The organism is Mycolicibacterium rhodesiae, from assembly GCF_002086695.1.
Taxonomy (GTDB): domain Bacteria; phylum Actinomycetota; class Actinomycetes; order Mycobacteriales; family Mycobacteriaceae; genus Mycobacterium; species Mycobacterium rhodesiae.
In genome coordinates, this window is record NZ_MVIH01000006.1 from 104,972 (window position 1) to 124,017 (window position 19,046).

Annotated in this window: 17 protein-coding genes; 13 read left to right on the plus strand and 4 right to left on the minus strand. The window is 66.7% G+C overall.

Annotated elements, in window-relative coordinates; all coding sequences use genetic code 11:
* The gene (locus BST42_RS14895; RefSeq protein WP_083119982.1) at positions 1–3,339 is read left to right on the plus strand and encodes an ATP-binding protein; all 3,339 of its coding nucleotides are present in this window, start codon (positions 1–3) and stop codon (positions 3,337–3,339) included.
* On the opposite strand, the gene BST42_RS14900 is transcribed toward BST42_RS14895, so the two are convergent.
* On the minus strand, positions 3,329–4,015 hold the full coding sequence (locus BST42_RS14900) for a hemerythrin domain-containing protein (RefSeq protein ID WP_083119985.1): 687 nt from the start codon (positions 4,013–4,015) through the stop codon (positions 3,329–3,331). The genes BST42_RS14895 and BST42_RS14900 overlap by 11 nt on opposite strands.
* 119 nt (positions 4,016–4,134) lie before the next feature.
* Here BST42_RS14900 and BST42_RS14905 point away from each other — a divergent pair, with 119 nt between their 5' ends.
* From BST42_RS14905 to BST42_RS14925, 5 genes are all read left to right on the plus strand, one after another.
* Positions 4,135–4,833, plus strand: a complete 699-nt coding sequence (locus BST42_RS14905; RefSeq protein ID WP_083119987.1) for a cysteine hydrolase family protein — start codon at positions 4,135–4,137, stop codon at positions 4,831–4,833.
* Between the two features lie 3 nt (positions 4,834–4,836).
* Positions 4,837–6,381 carry an acyl-CoA synthetase FdrA gene (fdrA, locus tag BST42_RS14910; RefSeq protein ID WP_083119990.1) on the plus strand — a complete coding sequence of 515 codons (1,545 nt, stop codon included), beginning with the start codon at positions 4,837–4,839 and terminating at the stop codon, positions 6,379–6,381.
* The gene (locus tag BST42_RS14915; protein WP_083119993.1) at positions 6,378–7,796 is read left to right on the plus strand and encodes a YlbE family protein; all 1,419 of its coding nucleotides are present in this window, start codon (positions 6,378–6,380) and stop codon (positions 7,794–7,796) included. Before fdrA ends, BST42_RS14915 begins: the two co-directional genes overlap by 4 nt.
* A complete protein-coding gene (locus BST42_RS14920) occupies positions 7,793–9,154 on the plus strand; it encodes a carbamate kinase (protein WP_083119996.1) in 1,362 nt (453 codons plus the stop codon). Before BST42_RS14915 ends, BST42_RS14920 begins: the two co-directional genes overlap by 4 nt.
* A gap of 78 nt (positions 9,155–9,232) precedes the next feature.
* Positions 9,233–10,330 (plus strand): GGDEF domain-containing protein, encoded by a 1,098-nt coding sequence (locus BST42_RS14925; RefSeq protein ID WP_083119999.1) that lies wholly within the window; start codon positions 9,233–9,235, stop codon positions 10,328–10,330.
* Here the strand turns inward: BST42_RS14925 and BST42_RS14930 are convergent.
* Positions 10,327–11,175 carry a sigma-70 family RNA polymerase sigma factor gene (locus BST42_RS14930; protein WP_083120276.1) on the minus strand — a complete coding sequence of 283 codons (849 nt, stop codon included), beginning with the start codon at positions 11,173–11,175 and terminating at the stop codon, positions 10,327–10,329. The two genes, BST42_RS14925 and BST42_RS14930, sit on opposite strands and share 4 nt — an antisense overlap.
* Positions 11,176–11,270: 95 nt before the next feature.
* Here BST42_RS14930 and BST42_RS14935 point away from each other — a divergent pair, with 95 nt between their 5' ends.
* A complete protein-coding gene (locus BST42_RS14935; protein WP_237159457.1) occupies positions 11,271–11,498 on the plus strand; it encodes a hypothetical protein in 228 nt (75 codons plus the stop codon).
* 15 nt (positions 11,499–11,513) lie between these two features.
* On the opposite strand, the gene BST42_RS29365 is transcribed toward BST42_RS14935, so the two are convergent.
* Positions 11,514–11,882: a hypothetical protein gene (locus BST42_RS29365; protein WP_133057462.1), complete on the minus strand. Its 369-nt coding sequence runs from the start codon at positions 11,880–11,882 to the stop codon at positions 11,514–11,516.
* A 506-nt stretch (positions 11,883–12,388) separates the two neighbouring features.
* Here BST42_RS29365 and BST42_RS14950 point away from each other — a divergent pair.
* Positions 12,389–13,066, plus strand: a complete 678-nt coding sequence (locus BST42_RS14950) for an energy-coupling factor ABC transporter permease (RefSeq protein WP_083120010.1) — start codon at positions 12,389–12,391, stop codon at positions 13,064–13,066.
* Between the two features lie 91 nt (positions 13,067–13,157).
* Positions 13,158–13,643, plus strand: coding sequence for a hypothetical protein (locus tag BST42_RS14955; RefSeq protein ID WP_133057463.1), 486 nt, complete (start codon positions 13,158–13,160; stop codon positions 13,641–13,643).
* A gap of 240 nt (positions 13,644–13,883) precedes the next feature.
* On the opposite strand, the gene BST42_RS14960 is transcribed toward BST42_RS14955, so the two are convergent.
* The gene (locus BST42_RS14960; protein ID WP_083120016.1) at positions 13,884–14,744 is read right to left on the minus strand and encodes a cyclopropane mycolic acid synthase family methyltransferase; all 861 of its coding nucleotides are present in this window, start codon (positions 14,742–14,744) and stop codon (positions 13,884–13,886) included.
* Between the two features lie 310 nt (positions 14,745–15,054).
* Here BST42_RS14960 and BST42_RS14965 point away from each other — a divergent pair, with 310 nt between their 5' ends.
* From BST42_RS14965 to BST42_RS14980, 4 genes are all read left to right on the plus strand, one after another.
* Positions 15,055–16,122 (plus strand): glycosyltransferase, encoded by a 1,068-nt coding sequence (locus BST42_RS14965; protein ID WP_083120018.1) that lies wholly within the window; start codon positions 15,055–15,057, stop codon positions 16,120–16,122.
* The gene (locus BST42_RS14970) at positions 16,119–17,360 is read left to right on the plus strand and encodes a glycosyltransferase (RefSeq protein ID WP_083120021.1); all 1,242 of its coding nucleotides are present in this window, start codon (positions 16,119–16,121) and stop codon (positions 17,358–17,360) included. Before BST42_RS14965 ends, BST42_RS14970 begins: the two co-directional genes overlap by 4 nt.
* An 82-nt stretch (positions 17,361–17,442) precedes the next feature.
* The gene (locus tag BST42_RS14975) at positions 17,443–18,216 is read left to right on the plus strand and encodes a glycosyltransferase (RefSeq protein WP_165760858.1); all 774 of its coding nucleotides are present in this window, start codon (positions 17,443–17,445) and stop codon (positions 18,214–18,216) included.
* Complete coding sequence (locus BST42_RS14980; RefSeq protein ID WP_083120026.1) at positions 18,213–19,046, plus strand: glycosyltransferase family 2 protein; 834 nt, start codon at positions 18,213–18,215, stop codon at positions 19,044–19,046. The genes BST42_RS14975 and BST42_RS14980 overlap by 4 nt, the downstream gene beginning before the upstream one ends.

Consider the following 19,046-nt stretch of genomic DNA (forward strand, 5'->3'; position numbering starts at 1 on the left):
ATGGCGGCACCGCACCAGCAACCTGTCCGGGTGGCCGTCTTGGGTCCGGTCCGGGCTTGGCACGGTTCGACGCCGGTGGACGTGGGCGGACCACGCCAGCGTTCCCTGCTGGCGCGACTGGTGCTGGCCAAGGGTCAGGTGGTCTCGGTCGACCGACTCATCGAGGATCTCTGGCACGGCGAGCCCCCGCCGAAAGCGCTGTCCGCACTTCAGGCTTACGTGTCGCATCTGCGGCGCGTGCTCGAACCGGGCCGCGCGCGGCGGGCCCCGGCCGAGCTCATCGTCAGTGCCGCACCCGGCTATCGGCTGGCGCTGCCCGCCGATTCCGTTGACGCATGGTGGTTCGACGAGCAGGTGCGGGCGGCCGAGGCCGAACCCGACCCGGCGCAGCGGGTCGAACTCCTCACCGCGGCCCTCGAGCAATGGGCCGGTGAACCCTACGCCGAGGTGTCCGATGCCGCGTGGGCCATCGCGGAGATCGCCCGCCTCGCGGAATTACGGCTCGCTGCAATCGAATTGCGGGCATCGGCCCAGCTTGCGCTGGGCCACCACAGTGCCGTGATCGGCGCGCTGGAACGTGTGGTGCTCGAGCACCCGACCAGAGAGGGGGCGGCCGCCATCCTCGCCACGGCGCTCTACCGGGCTGGTCGGCAGGTCGCCGCGTTGGCGGTGTTACGCAGTACACGTGATCATCTCGCCGACGAACTCGGACTCGAACCGGGCCGGGCGCTGCGTGATCTCGAACGCGACATCCTGCGCCACGCCGCGCATCTCGACGACGATCAACCGGCCGCGCTACCGCTGCCGCAGGCGCCGAGCTCCGTGCCGGATATGTCCGAACCCTCAGCGCCCCATGGTCGTTCTCGTGAGCTGGCGGCGATCGATGCTGCCGCTCACGACGCCCGCGCCGGTGGCAGCCGCCTGGTGTGGGTCGGTGGTGAGGCAGGCGCCGGAAAGACCACCGTCACCGGCGCTGCCGCGACCCGGTTACGTGCCGCTGGTTGGACAGTCGCGGCCGGAAGATGCCCAGAGGTCGACGGCGCGCCGCCAGGGTGGGCCTGGACGGAGGTGCTGCGACACTTCAGCGACTCCTTCGCCGCCGCCGATCAACGTCTCATCCGCGCCCTCGCGCCACTGCTGCACGACGCCGAGCACGCGAACGAGGACGGCGACCAAAGTACGTTCTGGACAGCGCATGCCGTCGCGGACGTGATCGGCCGGTCCGCCACCGTCCAACCGGTCGCGGTGCTTCTGGACGATCTGCACCGAACTGACGGCCTCACCCTGGAACTGTTGCGGTTGGTCGTCCACGAATTGCAGGACCGACCCGTCCTGATCGTGGCCACCTACCGGCCGTCGGAGTCGGGAACCGAATTGGCGGCGGCACGCGCGGCACTCGCGGTGCGCACCGTCGCGCATCTCAGCATCGGGGGACTGGACGCGCGGGCAACCGCTGCGCTGGCCGCCGAATGCGGCTTGACCGATCTCACCGACAACGAGTCGCAGCTGTTGCACGACCGCACCGGGGGCAACCCGCTCTTCGTTCGGGAGATGGCCCGGCTGATGCTGTCTGAGGGACTCGATACCGCGCGGGTCGCGGTACCGACCGGGGTGGGGGATGTGCTGCGGCGCAGACTGATTCGACTTCCCGGTGCGACAGTGACGGCCCTCCGCCAGGCCGCTGTGCTCGGCCGGGAGATCGACGTCGATCTGCTCGCCGAACTCGCCCAGCGCGACCCCGACGACGTATTCGAAGCGCTCGAACCCGCGGTGCTGGTCGGTCTCTTGGAGGAGCCTGCCCCCGGCCAGGTCAGGTTCGCGCACGCATTGGTGCGCGACACGCTGTACGAAGACACGTCCCTGCTGCGTCGGTCTCGCCTGCACGCGGCCGTACTGGACCTGCTGGTGGCCCGGTCGACGGATCCTGCAGCCCTGGCCTATCACGCTGTTGCGGCTGCGACACCGGCCAGCGCGGCCGCCGCCGCCGAACTGGCGATGGCCGCAGGCCGCGACGCCGACCGCGTTGGCGCACCGGCCGAGGCAGCCCGGCAATGGCAGGCCGCAGTGCGGATGCTGAAGCTGGCGAACCGCGCCGAGGCCGGGCCGCCGGATGCCGAGCGATCCATCGAGGCCTACTGCGGATGGGTGGCAGCATCCGCCCGGGTCGGCGATGTGGTCGCGGCCCGTGCTGGCTTGAAAGAGGCTCTGCCGCTTGCGGATGGGTCCGACGGACGCGTCGCCCGGTTGCTGACGTCGTGGGACGCGCCGTTGATCTGGCGGGTTCGGATCAGTGACCGCGCCGACGCCGACATCGTCGACCCGCTGCAGCGGGTACTCCGCGGTGAGTTGTCGCCGGAGGTCCGGGTGCGGCTGCTCACCACATTGTTCGCCGAGTTGGAGGGCGCCGACCATGATGCCGCACTGGCGGCGAGCGCCGAGGCGCTCACGCTGGCGCGTGCACTGTACGAACGAGATCCGCAGGTGCACGGCAGGCTGCTGTGCGCGGCGCTCAATGCGCGTGCCTACGCCGCGCTGGGTCCGGATCTGGCCCACGAGCGCGAGCGGCTGACCAACGAATTTCTTTCCGTCGCAGAGGCATCCGCTGCCGTCGACTATCAGGCCGTCGCACATTGGCTGGCGTTCCTCGCCGCAGCCGGTCGTTCCGATCTGGTTGCCGCCCTCGACCATGTCGACCTTGCGGTGGCCAGGGCAGGCACCGGTCAGCTTGCCCCGCTGCTGACGGTGTTGGAGGTGTTCACCGCCCAGCTGACCGTGCTGGCAGGCCGGATCGACGAGGGCGAGCGGCGCTATGTCGGGGCCGCCCGGCAGCTGGCCGAGCAGGGCACCGCCAACGGCGCGCAGATGGGCTTGGTCGGCAGGTTCACCGCGGGTCTGGCTCGCGGGGAGCTGGCACCGCTGGCCGACGACTTGCTGGCCGTGCACACTCACGTCTCGACTTCGATCGCCGACGGTGCGGTGCTGGCGTTGCTCAGCGCCGGGCGCCCAGACGACGCCCGGCAGATCTGGGCGAGCCGAGAGCCGGTCGAACGGTCCTACTACTGGCTGGCGATGACGACGCTGCGGGCGCACGCCGCCGTCGCGCTCGGTGATGCTGATGCCGCGATCCGGTGTGCTGAAGAACTGCAACCGTTTTCGGGCCGGATGGCGGGGCTCGACAACGGCAGCCTGCTGGCCGGCGCCGTCGACGACGCGTTGGCCGCGGTTGCCGACTTACGAGGCGCCGACGCCGACGCGCGACGGTACCGGGCCGCCGCCGCGGCGCTGAGGACTCAGCTGGCGGCGGAGGCGGCCCGGCTCGTCGACCGGGTCAGCCGCTGAACACCTCCTTCTCGAATTTGCGGTGCCGCCAAGCCAATACGGTCAAGAGCAGACGAAGAACGGGACTGACTTCCTTGGCCAGGGCCGCTCGTTCGTCGTCGGTCGCCGCCCCCACCGTGCGTGGCCCGTCGAACGTCAACCGCCCCGTCCGCTGGGCCGTCTTCTCCACGACCTGCCAATCAGCGACCGAGACGTACTGACGGATCACCGGAAAGATGTCCCGCTCCTCCTCGGCGATGTGCTCGGTGAGCAGATTGCGTAGGTCGGCCAACTCGGCGCCCAGCAGCGCGGCGGTGCGGCGGTCACCGGCGACCCGGAACGCGTTCGCCCGGTGCCCGATGATCTCCAGGCGCGGATCCAGCGCGGCGTGGTCGTCGGTCAGCTCGGTCAGGTCGACGACGCCGCCTGCGCAGGCGTCGATCACCGGCCACAACACGGTGTCCTCGACGGAGTGGTGGTGGTGGATGGATTCGCAGAGCAGGTCGGTGTAGCGGGCGATCGCCTGGGCACGCCGGGTCGAGCAGCGCTGCCGGCCCTCGCCGATGTCGGTCACCACGGCGACCAGGCGCCCGACGTCGGTGAGCATCGCTCGGTGCGCCAGCGTGATGCCGGTCAGCTCGGGCTCGGGGTCGTGGGGCTTGCGGGGGGTGACGGTGACGGGCTGCGGTGTTTTCATGCCACGACCATGGCCGGCCGCACTTGCAGGACACTTGCGATCGACTTGCGGTCGGTCGGGGAAGATTGTTTACACCGCGGAAATGTTCACCCGCGCGATCGGCTGCCGGTTACGTTTCAATGAATCCGCCAGTTCCGGCGGCAGAAGGGAAACCACAGGTGGCAACGATCAATGCGGAGCCCTTCCCGCTCGATATCGACGTCGCGAGCACCGCGCTCGTGATCATCGACATGCAGCGCGACTTCGTGCTGCCCGGTGGCTTCGGTGAGGCGCTCGGCAACGACACCTCACTGCTGTTGGCCGCGGTCGAGCCGATCGAGCGGGTGCTGGCCCAGGCTCGCAAGATCGGCATGCTGGTCATCCACACCCGAGAGGGGCACCGCCCCGACCTGACCGACTGCCCGCCGGCCAAGCTGCATCGCGGCGGCAAGACGTTCATCGGTGAACCGGGCCCCATGGGCCGCATCCTGGTTCGCGGCGAGCAGGGTCACGACATCATCGACCAGCTGTACCCCATCGACGGCGAACCGGTGATCGACAAACCCGGCAAGGGCAGCTTTCATGCCACCGACCTGGGCCAGATCCTGGCCGATCGTGGCATCAAGACGCTCGTGGTCTGCGGGGTGACCACTGAAGTCTGTGTCCACACGACGGTCCGCGAGGCCAACGACCGGGGTTACGAATGCCTGGTGCTCAGCGACTGCGTGGCGTCGTATTTTCCGGAATTCCAGCGGGTGGCGCTCGAGATGATCAAGGCTCAGGGCGCCATTTTCGGATGGGTGGCCGACGCCGACGAGTTCATTGCGGCGACGTCCTGACGCATGGCAACCGGTTCGCGGTCGTATCCCAACCTCTACAAGGACTCGGTGTCCTTGATGACGGTGTCGGCGCGGGTGACGTCGATACCCGGTATCGAGGCCGCGTCGGTGGTGATGGCCTCGGCCACCAACGTCGACAACCTCGCCCACGCCGGCCTCGGCACATTCGAGGTGCGGCCCAACGATTTGATCGTCGCGGTGTCGGGCAGCCAGGAAGCGTGCGACGAGGCGTTGGCCGCGGCCGATACGCTGCTGTCGGCATCGCCCACTGACAGCGGCGAACCGACGTCGGCGGCGCCGATCACCAGCATCCAGACGGCTGTCGCCACCGATCCTGCGCTCAACCTGGCGCTGATCTCCGTGCCCGGCGATTATGCCGCCGCCGAGGCGATGAAGGCGCTCCGGCTGGGCTTGGACGTCATGGTGTTCAGCGACAACGTCACTCCCGAGGCCGAATTGGCGCTCAAGGACTATGCGCAGGCCCGTGACCTGATGGTGATGGGCCCGGACTGCGGCACCGCGATCGTCAACGGGATCCCGCTGGGTTTCGCCAACGTGGTGCGACGCGGCCCGATCGGGGTGGTCGGCGCCTCCGGCACCGGCACCCAGGAAGTCACCGTCCGGATCCATCAGAACGGTTCCGGGGTCTCGCATGCGCTCGGCACCGGCGGGCACGACCTGGCTGAGGCGATCGGCGGAATCTCGATGCTGCACGGGTTGGCCGCCTTGGACGCCGACCCTGCCACCACGGTCATAGTGCTGGTGTCCAAGCCGCCGTCACCGACGGTGGCCACGAAAGTGCTTGCCGCGGCGCAGGACAGCCTCAAGCCTGTCGTCGTCATCTTCCTCGGCGCCGATCCCGATTCCGTCACCCGTGACGGCGTGTACGGCGCGGCATCGCTTGCGCAGGCCGCGGATATGGCCGTCGAATTGGCCGGTGGTCGGCAGCCGACCGCTTCCGGTATCGCCATCTCAGCCGAGATGAGCCGAACCTTGAGCGATCTCGCGGGAGCGATGGCGCCCAGCCAGCGGTTCGTCCGGGGCATCTTCTCCGGCGGCACCTTCTGCTACGAAGCGCAGCTGATACACCACACCCATGGCGTGACCGCCCAGTCGAATACCCCGGTGGCCGGCAACACCACCGTGGCCGACCTCCGCACCAGTCAGGGGAACGCCATCCTCGACATGGGCGACGATGAATTCACCCGCGGCAAGCCACATCCCATGATCGACCCGTCGCAGAAGGACGCCCGCATCCGCGCCGAGATCGCCGACCCCGCCACGGCCGTCGTGTTGTTCGACGTGGTACTTGGCTACGGCTCGGCCGCTGACCCGACGGCGGAACTGGTTTCGATCATCGACACTGCCCGCGCCGACGGAAGCACCATCGCATTCATTGGTTACGTGTGTGGCACCGAGTTGGATCCGCAGGATCACGCGAAGGCCGTGGCGGGCTTGAAATCCGCCGGGGTGCTGGTCGCGTCGAGCAACGCGGAGGCGGCCCTGTGGTCCGCGACCCTGGTCACCGCGCGGGGAGGCCATCGATGAAAGAGCTTCTCCAGCAGGATCTCAGCGTCGTCAACGTCGGATTGCGCGGCTTCGCCACCAACATCACCGCGGCCGGCGGCCAGGTCACCGACGTCACCTGGGCGCCGCCGGCAGGCGCCGACCCGGCGCTGGGCTGGGTGCTGGCCAATCTCGTCGGTGACCCGCGCATCGAGGCAGCCAACCACATCGCCTTCGACCGTTACCTGGCCGCGCAACCTCGACTGGTCGACCTCGTTCGCGCCGGGGAGGTGATGGCCGGGCTCGGTCCCGGTGAACGCCGCATCCTGCACTCCGGACCGCCGATCGACTGGGTAGACATGTGCGGGCCGCAGCGCGGCGCGATCGCCGGGGCGATTCTCTACGAAGGCTGGGCCGATGACCTCGACGCCGCCGAAAAGCTGGCGGGTAGTGGGGAAGTGGCACTGGAGCCCTGCCACGAGCACGGCGCGGTCGGGCCGATGGCCGGGATCATCAGCCCGTCGATGCCGGTGTGGGTGGTGGAAAACACCGCCGCCGGGAACCGGGCCTACAGCAACCTCAACGAGGGCTTGGGCAAGGTGCTGCGGTTCGGCGCCAACTCCCCGGACGTGCTCGACCGGCTGCGGTGGCTGGGCGGCGACTTCTTCACCACCATGCAGGTCGCGGTGCGTGGGCTTGCCGATCCCGACCTCAAACCGCTGATGGCCCAAGCGCTGCACATGGGCGACGAACTGCACAACCGCAACGCCGCCGCTTCCGGGCTGCTGTTCAAGCGGTTGACCTTGGCACTGCTGAACACCGACCTGCCCTCCGACGCGGTGCGCCGCGCGCTGGAGTTCGTCGCAGGCAATGACCACTTCTTCCTCAACATCTCGATGGCCGCAGCCAAATCGATGTCGGACGCCGCGGCGGGGGTGCCGGGCAGCAGCATGGTCACGGTGATGGCCCGCAACGGGGTCAACTTCGGCATCAAGCTCGCCGGCACCGGCGATCAGTGGTTCCAGGCGCCGGCCAATCCCGTTGACGGACTGTACTTCCCGGGATACACCGTCGACGACGCGGCCGCCGACCTCGGCGACTCGGCGATCACCGAGACCAACGGGCTGGGCGGCTTCGCGATGGCCGCCTCACCGGCGATCGTCCAGTTCGTCGGCGGAACCCCGGCCGACGCGACCGCCAACAGCCGCCGGATGCTGGCCATCACGCTGGGCGCCAACCCCGCATTCACCCTGCCGCCGTTGAACTTCGGCGGCACACCTGCCGGAATCGACGCCCGTCTGGTGGCCGACTCCGGCATCCTGCCCATCATCAACACCGGGATCGCGCACCGGCAAGCCGGTGTCGGTCAGATCGGCGCGGGCATCACCACCGCGCCGATGGAGTGCTTCACCGCCGCCCTTGCAGCGCTGGCGTCGAACCTCGACGGGGCAGCATGAGCACCGCGATCGTGGCGTTCGGCGGCAACGCGTTGGTCACCGACGCCGAACACGACTCCATTCCCCAGCAGTACGACACGGTCTGCCGCACCGTCGGTCCGCTGATCGACATGGTGGAACAAGGCTGGAATCTCGTTGTCTCCCACGGCAACGGTCCGCAGGTCGGTTTCATTCTGCGGCGCTCGGAGCTCGCCAAGGACGAGGTCGATCCTGTTCCGGTGGACTATGCAGTCGCAGACACCCAGGGTGCGATCGGCTACATGTTCGTCAAAGCGCTGCGCAACGAGCTGGCCCGCCGGGGTTTGTCGCGACCGGTGGTGGCTCTGGTCACCCACTCGGTGGTCAGCGTCGACGACCCGGCCTTCACCAACCCCACCAAACCCGTCGGTTCGTTCTTGACCGAGGACCGGGCCAGGGCACTGGCGGACACGTTGGGCTGGTCGATCGCCGAGGACGCCGGCCGCGGGTGGCGGCGCACGGTGGCCTCACCACGGCCGACCACCATCCTGGAGACCGACGTGATCCGCCAATTGCTCGACGGTGGTGCGATCGTCATCGCGGTCGGCGGCGGTGGCATCCCGGTGGCGATCGAACCCGACGGCACTGTCGTCGGGGTGGAGGCCGTCGTCGACAAGGACATCGCCTCGGGCCTGCTGGCCCACGAACTCGGTGCCGAGCTGTTACTGATTCCCACCGGCGTACCGCGGGTGGCCATCGGGTTCGGCACGCCTGCCGAGACCTGGTTGGACACCATCACCGTGGGGCAGGCCCGCGACTACATCGCCTCGGGCCAGTTCGGCAAGGGTTCGATGGAACCCAAAGTGCAAGCCGTCGCCGAATTCGTAGCCGCGACGCCAGGTTCGGTCGGCGTCATCGGTGCCGCGGAGGAGATCCCGGCCATCCTGGCCGGTACGTCGGGTACTCGGATCGTCGGTGCGGCGACGGGCCTGACAGTGGATGAGAAGGGAAGTGACGCAGTGCTGTTGGCGGTCAACGGAACACTGATGCGAGGGCTGAAGCTGTCGCCCAACATGGCCGCCGCCGGAGCCACGTTCCTGCGGGAGGCCACCACCCAGCCGGTGTACCGGCTGTGGACGATCAACGACGAGCATCCGGCAATGATCCGTGTCACCGACGGTTCCGGGGTCGGTGTGGCCGTCGAGGTGTGGGAGGTGCCGGCTGCGGGTCTGGCCGGGATCCTGCTCGCCGAGCCGCCCGGGCTGTCGATCGGCAAGGTGAACCTCGATGACGGCTCGACGGTGCTCGGCGTCATCGGGGAGCCCGCGCTGGTCGAAGGACAGCGTGAGATCACCGAGTTCGGCGGGTGGCGGGCGTACATCGCCGGCGGGGATGTGTGACCAATAGGCCATAGCCACCGTCAGTGGTGACCGATAGCATCCGCCACACACACTGACCACTACGACGAGGGCCTTGGCATGGGTGAGCGCGAGTTCGCCATCGCTACCGCGGTGCTGCGCGCCACCGGCTATTTGAATGCAATCCGCATCTTCATCGGGGTGGCGTGTATCTGTCTGGGCCTGCTCAGCTCGCTGGAGCAGATTCACTCCATCCAGCCGCTGGGACCGCACGGCCTGTTCGCTCGTGGCGTTCACCTTCTCCTGCTGTTGTCGGCCGTGCTCATCGGTGGTCTGTGGCTGGGTCGCCCGTGGCCGGGGTATCGGCGCGCGGTCGCGTTCGCCGTCTGGGGCGACGTCGCGCTCGCGGTGTCCGCCGCCACGCTCACCGCGCCCGAGGCGCGGTTGGCCGCCACCGTCTACATGTGCCTGATCGGTGTATTCGCCGCCGTGCTGTTGGGCTATCGGGTGTTGTTCCTGCACTGCGGTTTCGCGACCGCGACGATTCTGGCGCTTACCTGGGTCGGAGTGCAGCTCGACGGGGCGCCGCTGGCGGAGCTGTCGCTGTACTTCCTGCCCGCGATGGCGACGGTCGTGGTGATGCCGGCGATCGCTGCGATGGTCATCGAGGGCACTCGCCGCAGCCTGAGTGCCACGGCCTATGTGGCCAATCGTGATTCCCTGACCGGGTTGCTGAATCGGCGGGGTCTGTACGCCGAAGCCGGGACGACGTGGGCGCGGAGTCCGCGCGGTTCGGTGCTCGCGGTCGTGGTCATCGACCTCGACGGGTTCAAACGGCTCAACGACGACCACGGGCACGGCACCGGTGATGCGACGCTGCGAGTGGTGGCCGAGCAGCTGACGAAGCTGATCCGTACCCGCGACATCGCCGCCCGGATCGGTGGTGACGAATTCGTGCTTGTAGCAAGCCTTTTGGATGACCACGACCTGGACAGTTTCGTCCGCCGCGTGCAAGCGCTGACGCTGCGTAATCCCAAAGGATTGTTCCTTCGATTCAGTGTCGGGGTCACCTGGGAGCATGTCGGCGCGGTGCAACTCGACCTCGACTCGATTCTGCATCGTGCCGACGAAGCCATGTACCGCGCCAAGCGGGTCGGTGGCGGCACCGTTGTGGTGGTCGAGCCGCCAGGCGTCGACGAGCGGCAGACCGCGGTTTAACCCCGCGTCGTGGCGCCTTCTCGCCGTCGTACCCCGGCCAGTAGGTCGGGCTCGGCGCGAAACTGCAGACGGCGCACCTGCCCGGCCTCGATGGTGAAGTCGAACGCGACCTTGACTTCGCCGCGGTGAATCCAGGCCGACCCGGGCCGGTCCTCGACGAAGACCGGAAACGCCGCCGCGGCGGCCCCATTGAAGAAGGCGGCCACCTCGTCGCGGCCCTCCATGTGGGCCGGTGTGCCGAGAGCGGCCGCGGCGGCGTCGGCGGAGACCGTCACGTCGGGTGCCAGGAGTTGCAGCAGGCGGGTGAAGTCGCCCTCGCGCGCCGCGGTCATGAACGCGTCGACGACTTCCCAGTCGGCGAGCGCATCTTCCGGCGACGCCGGGCGCACCTTGGCCCGCGCCCGAGATGCCAGCTTGCGGGCTGCGACCGGCGTGGTGTCGAGCATCGACGCAATCAACTCGAAGTCCACACCGAAGCTGTCGTGCAGGACGAAAGACACCCGTTCGGCGGGTGTCAGCCGGTCGAGCACCACCTGAAGGGCGATACCCACGGTGTCGGCCAACACCACGTCGTCGGCGGGGTCGGGTGCGGTCTCTTCGACCTCGATCGACTCGGTCGGCACCGGGGTGCGTGCGCGCAGCCGGTCGAGGCACAGCCGAGAGGTCACGGTGGTCAGCCAGCCGGCAAGGTTGTCGATCGGTTCGTCGGTGCCATGCAGCCGCAGCCACGCCTGCTGCACGACGTCCTGCGCCGCATCGGCATCACCGAGGATCCGCCCGGCGATGCGCTGTAGGCGCGGGCGTTCGGCCTCGAAGCCGTCGCGGAGCTGATCATCATTCACCATCGCGGTCACACTTTCCTCGTTGGGCGCGTCAACATCTTGACGCGCCCGGACAGCCGGGTGTGACACCGACAGGAGGAGTTAGCCCCGTGAAGACGATGACCTGCCAGGACCTGGGTGGCCCCTGCGATCTCGTGCACCGCGGCGAGACCGCCGACGACATCATCAAGGCGCAAGATCAGCACCTCAAGGATGTGGTCTCACGTGGCGACGAGGCCCACGTGCCCGCGCGGGAAGAGATGAAGGGCCGCTGGCGTCACCCGATCAAATCGATGGGGTGGTACAACGACGTCAAGAAGCGATTCGCGGAGCTGCCGGAAAAGTAAGTTTGCGGACGGTGCCTAGAACCACAGCGGCGAGTTGACGAGCTGCACGAAAAGGTAGACCGCCAAGGGGATCTCGACGGGAAGTGCCACGATGAAGACGACCGTGAAGACGGCGCCGGCAATGCCGTTGGCGACCCCGCCGATGGCGCCCGCAACGGTGTTGACTCCGCCCCGGACGGCACCCGCGACAGCGTGCTCGACACTGTGGATCGCGCGAACGACGTTGAAGTGTTGAATATCGCTGCCCAGCATGACGATGCGGCCGAGCAGGTCAGTGATATTCGGGACGCCACTTGCGTGCGCTGCCGACGAGGCGCTGCTGGCCGTCGTGTGCCGGGTGGGTGCTGTCAACGGCCTGGGCTTGGGGTCGGCGACGCCCGTCACGGCGCTCGCCGCCAACAGGGTCGCCGATGTCTTTGGTCGCGGCGAACTGTGGGCGGCAGGACGGGTCGAGTGACTCGCAGAGACGTGGTGTCGCGCCGAGGACCCGGTACCTGCATCGGCGTGTGCCGCAGCTGAAGCCGCCAGTGCAGCCGCACCGATACCGATGGTCAACGCACCTGCGCCCAACCAGGCCGAATAACCAATCACAGCAACCCCCGATGTGCCGAATCCACCCTTGTTTGCAGCCTACGGGGGCCGGGCTGCCGCCGTCAGCAAAATTGCGTGCTGACCGCTATATGTCGGTGCGGCGCCGGCCGGCCACGGCGAACGCAGCGTCGCGTGGACCTGTGATGAGAATCGAAGCCCCTCGATTAGTCGCATACGGCGAGTGTTTGGTTCCGGTGCCATTCGAGGTGGAGGCGACTACTGGCCGACTTGAGACGACGCCGGGAATTCGTGTTTAACTCTATTGCGAGCCAACGCTTTAGAGAGAGGTCGGGTCCGCCGTGCACATCGAACCGGGAATTGTCGAAGGCCCCAAACTCATCTTGAGTTATGTCACTGCCGGGGGAGCGGGGGCGTATGCGCTGTATCTGGCGTCGAAGCTGGTGAAGGCCCGTGGTCTGGGATCGGTGCTGCTTCCGACCCTGGCGACGACGGCGTTGGTGTTCGTGTTTTTTCAGGTTTTCCCGCACTATCCCGTCGGGATCTCGGAAGTGCACCTCATCTTGGGGTCCACGCTGTTCCTGATCTTCGGCGCCGCGCCCGCTGCCTTTGGTTTGGCGGGGGGCCTTCTACTGCAGGGGGTCTTCTTCGCGCAGTTCGATCTCCCGCAGTACGGGATGAACGTGACCACGCTGCTCGTGCCGCTCTTCGCGCTACAGTTCGTCGCGCACAAGGTGATCGCGCCGGAAACGCCCTATGTGGATCTGAAATACCGTCAGGCGCTCGCGCTTTCGACCACATATCAGGCAGGCATCGTCTCCTGGGTGGCGTTCTGGGCGCTGTACGGCGAGGGTTTCGCGGGACAGACCGTCAGCAACATCGTGACGTTCGGCGCGGCCTACATGACGGTCATCATCATCGAACCGCTCGCCGATCTCGGTGTGCTGGCGGCTGCCAAAGGTCTACGTCAACTCAGAGATAGCCCGGTCGTCGAGCGACGGTTGTTCAACCCCGCCTAGATTTCTGCCCAGACGTCACGGGAACCATCGGCATCTCGATTCCGACTATGAGGTTTGCACTGGTGGTGGTTCGGCGATGAACGGGGATCACGTGAAAGATGTTCTGAGAGAGTCGATCCGACACGAGCTTGCCGGGATAGAACGCCGGGTGCTGGATGAGGCGTGGATTGGTAAGCCCCGCTGGGCAGGCTACGCCGTGCTGACGATCCTTGTTTTCGTCTCTGCCGCGGCCTGGTGTAGCGACGTGGTTGGCGAGGTGTCGGGACCCGGGTCCAACCGGGTGCCGGTGATCGGCACGGTGGCGCTCCTGGGCGCGGCCGGCGCATCGGCGTTCGCCCTGGCAGTGCGCCGGTTTCGGGAATGTTGCGCCGCGGCGTATGTCTGTGGGCTGGCCGCAGTGATCGGTGCCGGCGCCCTCTGGTGGTTGCGCACGGGACGGCCGGACGCGCCGGTGGGGTGGTTGATCGTTGCCGATGTGGCCGCAGTGCTGCTGACCTTCGGGTGGCTGTCGGTCGTGGTAAAACCGATCGAGCATTCACAGCCCGAGATGCGCGCTCACCTCGGGGCGGACACCTGAACTAGTTCGAGACCTTCGCCATTTGTTTTTCGCAACAGATTTCGGAGTGCGCCGAATCCGAACAGCACGGGCAGTCCTTCTCATATCGCAGAGTTGAGCCGCACTCGGTGCACTGGTAGGTGTCGCCGGCATTTCGAGTCATACCGATGATTCTGCGCCGCGCGCGCTCGAGGCGGCGGCGGAATCAGCAGAAACAACGAGACAGGCGCGAGGTCTGTCCTGTGAGGCCCCTGACCTGGTTCATTTCTCGAGAGTGAACTGGTTGATGTCGATCGAGCCGTTGCGGAACAGGTCGGCGCAGCCGGTCAGATACTTCATGAACCGGTCGTACACCTCCTGTGACTGCACTTCGACGGCTCGGTCGCGGTTGGCCGCCAAGTTGGCCGCCCAACCTTCCAGCGTCAGAACGTAGTGCGGCTGGAGCGAATGGGTGCGGGTCAAGGTGAACCCGGTATTGGCGACGTGCTGTTCGATCAGATCAGCCGACGGCAGCTGGCCGCCCGGAAAGATCTCGGTCACGATGAACTTGATGAATCGGCACATCTCGAAGGTCAGTGGCAAGCCTCGACGATGCATCTCATACGGATGAAAGCCGCAGATGGTGTGCAGCAACATGACACCGTCGGCGGGCAGCGCATCGTAGGTCTTCTCGAAGAAGGCGCCGTATTTCCGGTGGCCGTAGTGCTCCATGGATCCGATGGAGACGATGCGGTCGACCTTTTCGTCGAAGTCCTCCCACCCCTGCAGCCGCACGTCGAAGCCGCGTCGGGTCGGGATGCGGGCGAGTCGTGCCTCCGCGGCGTCACGCTGTGTCCTACTCAGCGTGAGGCCGATGACGTTGACGTCGTAGCGTTCGATGGCCCGCTGCATGCCGGCCCCCCAGCCGCAGCCCACGTCCAGCAGGGTCATGCCGGGCTCCAGCCTCAGCTTGGACAGGGCGAGGTCGAACTTGGCGATCTGGGCCTCGTCGGTTGTCATGCCCTCGCGCTCGTAGTACCCGCAGGTGTAGCCCATGGTGGGGCCGAGGAAGAGGGCGTAGAACTCGTCGGAGATGTCGTAGATCGACTGCATCAGGTCGAAATCGGTTTCGAGCGCCGTCACGGCGACACCCCCCGGGCTTAAGTTTGCTGGCACGTTTGCCAACAAGCGTAGATCAAAGCTCTCCCGCATGCCGCGTCTTGGGGGCCGCTGCCCTTCGTGTTGACTGATAGCTAGTCTGCCGACTTAGCCAGAACCCCCTAGTCGGTTGCTCGGCTCAGGACGCAACCGGCCCCGGACCCTCAACTCGACGCGGGGTTTGGCGCCCCCGTCGTCGGGTATCCGTCTGCTCGTCGCGGATCGGTGCACACGGTCTCGTCAATCCTCGTGATCAAGCAGTTGTCACGCCCTCGATCAACAGACGGGCCAATCGTTGCTGCGTGTTGCTTCCGTTCCCGCCTCCCACCTCTATGTGCGGCATCTGTCGGACCCGGATGACGCCGATCCGGTGCGTCGACTTCCTGACCCGGTACCCGCCGATGGGCGCAAAGTGCCTGGCGGCTGGTGGCCCCCACTGATGCTGGATCCGGCCTGGATTCAGGCGCATCACGCTGAATTCGAGGTATTCCACGTACATTTCGGTTTCGACGCCATTGATCCTGTCGTATTGCGCGATGTGCTTGATGCATTGGCGACGCACCGCAAGCCGCTGGTGTATACGGTGCATGACCTTCGAAACCCACACCACCGCGACCCGGACGCGCACGAACGTCACCAGGACCTGTTGGTGCCCGCCGCGGAGCGTCTTGTGACGCTCACGGAGGGCGCTGCGCAAACGGTGGCCGACCGCTGGGGACGTCGGGCAGATGTCCTACCGCATCCCCATGTGTTGAGCCGAGAGCGCATCAGCCGCAGACGATCTCAGCACGACATGTTCGTCGTCGGTGTCCACGTCAAGAGCCTGCGCGCCAATATGGATCCGTTTCCGGTGCTGGACAGCCTGGTGCGCACCATCGCTGATCTCCCCGGCGCGGTTTTGCGAGTCGACGTCCACGACGAGATCTTCGACGTCGACAACCACTGGTATGCGCCGGCCGCAGGGGAGGCGCTGCTCCAGTACGGCAGATACCCGTGGGTGGATCTGCGGGTGCACCCGTACTTCTCTGATAGCGAGCTGTGGGATTACCTTTCGGACATCACCGTCTCGGTACTGCCGTATCGTTTCGGCACCCACTCGGGCTGGCTTGAAGCCTGTTACGACCTCGGTACCGCCGTCATCGCGCCCAACTGCGGCTTCTATCCTCAGCAGAGGCCGTGCGAAGTGTTCGAGTTCACCGAGACATCTTTCGACGCAGCAACTTTGGACAGGTCGACACGTGCCTTGTATGACCGCTTCCAGTCTGGACAATCGGCGCCGCGGGCCACGTGGCCAGGTCGCCGGGCCGAGCGCGCGGGCCTGGCCAGCGCTCATCGCGCGCTATACGAAGAGGTCTTGGCGTGAGCACTCCGTTGCGAGTCGCCCTGATCGCCTCGAACCGCTATCCCATCCGCGAACCTTTCGCGGGCGGTCTGGAAGCACACGTCTGGCAGCTGGCTCGAGGTCTGGTTGACGCCGGCCATCACGTCACCCTGTTCGCCGCCCACGGCTCGGACCCGGGTCTGAGCGCGGGCCAGCTGGAAGTCCGCGAGCTGGTGGTCAGTGCTGCCGCATCACAGGATCCGTCGATGCCGCCGGCGGCGTTCATGGCCGACCATCACGCGTATCTGGCTCTGATGACGCAGTTGGCGACGGTGGGGTCTGACTCCTACGACGTCGTCCACAATCACAGCCTGCATCACTTGCCGGTGCTGCTGGCCGCCACCCTCGCCACGCCGATGGTGTGCACGCTTCACACTCCACCGACACCGTGGCTGGAGTCCGCTCTGGATATCACCGGCGGAGCCGGCGCCGAATTCGTCGCCGTCAGTCAGTACACGGCGCGCCAGTGGCGCCACGTTCTGGCAGATGTAACTGTGGTCCCCAACGGCGTGGATGCCCAAGCCTGGCCCCTCGGACCCGGTGGCAAGGCATTGGTGTGGTTCGGGCGGATCACCCCGGAAAAGGCCCCGCACTTGGCAATTGAAGTCGCGCATCGGGTGGGAATGCCATTGGTACTGGCGGGGCCCATCTCTGACACGCTCTACTTCGACGTCGAAATCCGGTCCCGGCTCGGTGGCCTGGTCACCTACGCCGGACATTTGCCCATCAAACAGCTCAGGACTCTGCTCGGCCGATCAGCGGCGGCGCTGGTCACGCCGGAATGGGACGAGCCCTACGGGCTGGTCGTGGCGGAGGCATTGTCCTGCGGCACACCCGTGGTGGCATTCGCGCGGGGTGGCATCCCCGAGATACTCGACGACCGATGCGGCCGACTCGTCCCGCCCGCAGACACTGCCGCGATGGCGGCCGCCATTCCCGAAGCAATAGCGCTGTCCCGCAATGCCGTACGCCAGCGCGCCGTGGAGGCCTGCTCGTCGGCGGCCATGCTGAACGCCTACGTAGGCATCTATCGACACATCATCGAACGACGCGAGGTCACCGGCAATGATCGGTTATTACATCCATCACCAGGGGCGCGGCCACCTCAACCGAGCAGCCAGTATCTGTGCCCAACTCGCGCTACCTGTGACCGGGTTGACGTCGATCCCGATGGCGGATCTTTCGCCGTTTCACGCAGTGGTTCCACTGCCGCGGGATGATCTGGGAGACGACCCCGTTGACGTCACCGCCAACGACGCCTTCCATTGGGTGCCATTGCACGACAACGGTTTACGCGAACGCATGGCAACAATCACCGAATGGGTGTCCAGTGCAAGGCCGCAGGCGATGGTGATCGACGTGTCAGTGGAAGTGACCACTCTGGTGCGGCTGCTTGGCATTCCGGTCGTGGTCGTCGCCATGCCCGGGGAGCGCACCGACGCGGCCCACACGTTGGCCTACCGGATCGCCGATCACATCATCGCCCCTTGGCCCGCCGAGGCTGGAGAGCCGGGCTGGCTGCAACCGTATCGCCACAAGACCACGTATGTCGGAGGGATCACCAGGTTCGACGGACGCACCCGTACGACGGGCCGCGCAGCGCGCACACAGGTGCTGGCGATGTTCGGTGCGGGTGGGTCGACGGTCGATGGGGCCGCGATCGCGCAAGGTCGTGCTGCGGTACCGGACGCGAAGTGGGACGTTCTGGGCGGCTCCGGCGACTCCTGGGCCGACGACCCATGGGACACGTTGTGCGCCGCTGACGTCGTGGTCGCACATGCCGGTCAAGGCTCGATCGCCGACATCGCCGCCGCGCGTACGCCTGCCATCCTCATCCCACAGGAGCGCCCCTTCGGTGAGCAAGCTGCGACGGCGAAAGTTCTTGCCCGCCAGAACCTCGCCGTGGTGCGGACGCAGTGGCCGCAACCGTCGGAATGGCCGGCGTTGATCGATGAGGCGACTCGTATCGAGCCGCAGAACTGGCGTCGGTGGCGAACGGAGGGGGCGGCCGGCCGTGCCGCTTCGGTGATCGAGAGGGTGGCTAGGCGCCGGTCGACCGATGGGGCATGTCCATGAAGACGGCCGTCATCACCACGGCACACGGACGGCACGATCACCTGCGGCGGCAACTGGAGGGGATCAGTCGGTCCGTGACCCAACCTGATGTCCACGTCGTCGTCGCAATGTGCGACGACGCCATCGCGCCGCTCGTCACCGAGCGCAGTGATATCGGCAGAACAGTGCAGATGGCAGTTCCCGCCGAGCGACTGCCACTGGCGGCCGCCCGCAACCTCGGCGCGGACACTGCGATTGCCGACGGCGCAACGTTGCTCGTATTCCTCGATGTCGACTGCATCCCCGGACCCCACATGCTCGACGCCTACCGCCGGGCGGCCGCGGACCCGCTGCACACCGATGCCCTGCTATGTGGTCCAGTCACGTATCTATCGCCACCGGGACCGGGCGGCTACGACCTCGAGGCGCTTCCGGGCGCAGCCAACCCGCACCCGGGCCGCCCCGCCCCGCAGCCCAACGAAGTACTGGTGACAGCCGAGTATGAATACTTCTGGTCGCTCTCATTTGCGCTGACCGCGCGAACCTGGAGCGAGATAGGTGGCTTCTGCACCGCCTACAGCGGTTATGGTGGCGAAGACACTGACTTCGCTCAGGTGGCAGCATCCCGCGATATCGGTATGCGGTGGGTCGGGGGAGCCGACGCATTCCATCAATATCACCCGGTGTCCGAGCCGCCGGTCGAACACCTCGACGATATTGCACTCAACGCCAACATATTTCGCGAACGGTGGGGCTGGTGGCCGATGCGCGGTTGGCTGGAGGAATTCACCGCGCGAGGCTTGATCACTTGGCGGGGAGACCAGCTTGTCGTGACCTCCGTGGCGCGCTGA

Bases quoted from the DNA above. Each gene is read 5' to 3' on its own strand.
- BST42_RS14980 (WP_083120026.1), top strand. From the start codon at position 18,213: ATGAAGACGGCCGTCATCACCACGGCACACGGACGGCACGATCACCTG.
- BST42_RS14975 (WP_165760858.1), top strand. From the start codon at position 17,443: ATGGCAACAATCACCGAATGGGTGTCCAGTGCAAGGCCGCAGGCGATG.
- fdrA (WP_083119990.1), top strand. From the start codon at position 4,837: ATGGCAACCGGTTCGCGGTCGTATCCCAACCTCTACAAGGACTCGGTG.
- BST42_RS14925 (WP_083119999.1), top strand. From the start codon at position 9,233: ATGGGTGAGCGCGAGTTCGCCATCGCTACCGCGGTGCTGCGCGCCACC.
- BST42_RS14920 (WP_083119996.1), top strand. From the start codon at position 7,793: ATGAGCACCGCGATCGTGGCGTTCGGCGGCAACGCGTTGGTCACCGAC.
- BST42_RS14900 (WP_083119985.1), bottom strand. From the start codon at position 4,015: ATGAAAACACCGCAGCCCGTCACCGTCACCCCCCGCAAGCCCCACGAC.
- BST42_RS14915 (WP_083119993.1), top strand. From the start codon at position 6,378: ATGAAAGAGCTTCTCCAGCAGGATCTCAGCGTCGTCAACGTCGGATTG.
- BST42_RS14935 (WP_237159457.1), top strand. From the start codon at position 11,271: ATGACCTGCCAGGACCTGGGTGGCCCCTGCGATCTCGTGCACCGCGGC.
- BST42_RS14895 (WP_083119982.1), top strand. From the start codon at position 1: ATGGCGGCACCGCACCAGCAACCTGTCCGGGTGGCCGTCTTGGGTCCG.
- BST42_RS14930 (WP_083120276.1), bottom strand. From the start codon at position 11,175: ATGGTGAATGATGATCAGCTCCGCGACGGCTTCGAGGCCGAACGCCCG.
- BST42_RS14905 (WP_083119987.1), top strand. From the start codon at position 4,135: ATGAATCCGCCAGTTCCGGCGGCAGAAGGGAAACCACAGGTGGCAACG.